Source organism: Olivibacter ginsenosidimutans (assembly GCF_039542865.1).
In the GTDB taxonomy this organism is placed as follows: Bacteria; Bacteroidota; Bacteroidia; order Sphingobacteriales; family Sphingobacteriaceae; genus Olivibacter; species Olivibacter ginsenosidimutans.
The window spans coordinates 1-917 of sequence record NZ_BAABIQ010000011.1 but is presented as its reverse complement, the minus strand read 5'-3'; the positions used below and the strand labels follow the sequence as shown (position 1 = coordinate 917).

1 protein-coding gene is annotated in these 917 nt (G+C 39.4%); it reads left to right on the top strand.

The genetic code is table 11. The annotated features are described in order from the left end of the window. Positions 1 to 47 precede the first annotated feature (47 nt). Positions 48 to 749, top strand: coding sequence for an SDR family NAD(P)-dependent oxidoreductase (locus ABD930_RS08680; RefSeq protein ID WP_345231331.1), 702 nt, complete (start codon positions 48 to 50; stop codon positions 747 to 749). Positions 750 to 917 lie beyond the last annotated feature (168 nt).

The following is a 917-nucleotide window of genomic DNA, read 5'->3' as shown; positions in this document are numbered from 1 at the left end:
AATGTTGACCGACCAATCATACACGACAATTATAGACAACTAAGAAAATGAGAAATATAGTAATAGTTGGAGCAAGTAAAGGACTTGGTAACTCAATGATAGACGGACTTGGAAAAAAGGAAGACACTTTCTTCTTAATTTCCAGAACCAAACCAATGAATTTGGACTTGCAAGCCGACTACAAAAAGATTTGGATACAAGCGGACTTATCAAACCTTGACAGCATTGAGACAATTTTGCAAGCCATAGCCAAGACACCGATTGACATAGTAATTTATAATGCAGGTATTTGGGAGAAAACCAATTTTGAAGAGGTAACACCGACAGAAATTGTTTCTATCATTAATGTTAATCTGACCAGCGTTATCTTGCTGACTCAAAAACTGATTGGTAACATTCGCAGTGGACGACTGAAAAAGATAATCTTTATTGGTTCAACCTGCGGACTTGAAAACGAAGGTTCAGACGCTATCGTTTATAATGCTACAAAATTCGGTATTCGTGGAGTAACACACGCCCTAAGAGAATATTTAAGAAAAGACCTGATTTCTGTTTCCTGTATTTCACCCGGTTCAATTGCAAGCGACATTCCTTTTAGTGATGGAGCAGAGACAGCACTCAAAAAACATTCAAACGAGAGAATGCCTGTTGCCGACATTATAAGCATTATCAATGTTATATTGGACAGTTCAGTTGCGACTTGCATAAAAGAAATTCACGTTCCCGCATTAAAGGACACAGACTTATAAGTGGACAAACAATAATGACGAAGGACAAGAAACACTGCCTATAACAGCGGTTTGCCGACAAGCGGGGCGACAGTGGTAAATTGAAGTTTTGTGCTTTCTATTTACATTTGTGCTTGTTGACAGGTTGGTACTTCTAATGCCCCGCCTGACGGCAAGCCGCCAACCGTT

Coding starts and splice junctions, on each gene's coding strand:
- ABD930_RS08680 (WP_345231331.1), top strand. CDS start 48: ATGAGAAATATAGTAATAGTTGGAGCAAGTAAAGGACTTGGTAACTCA.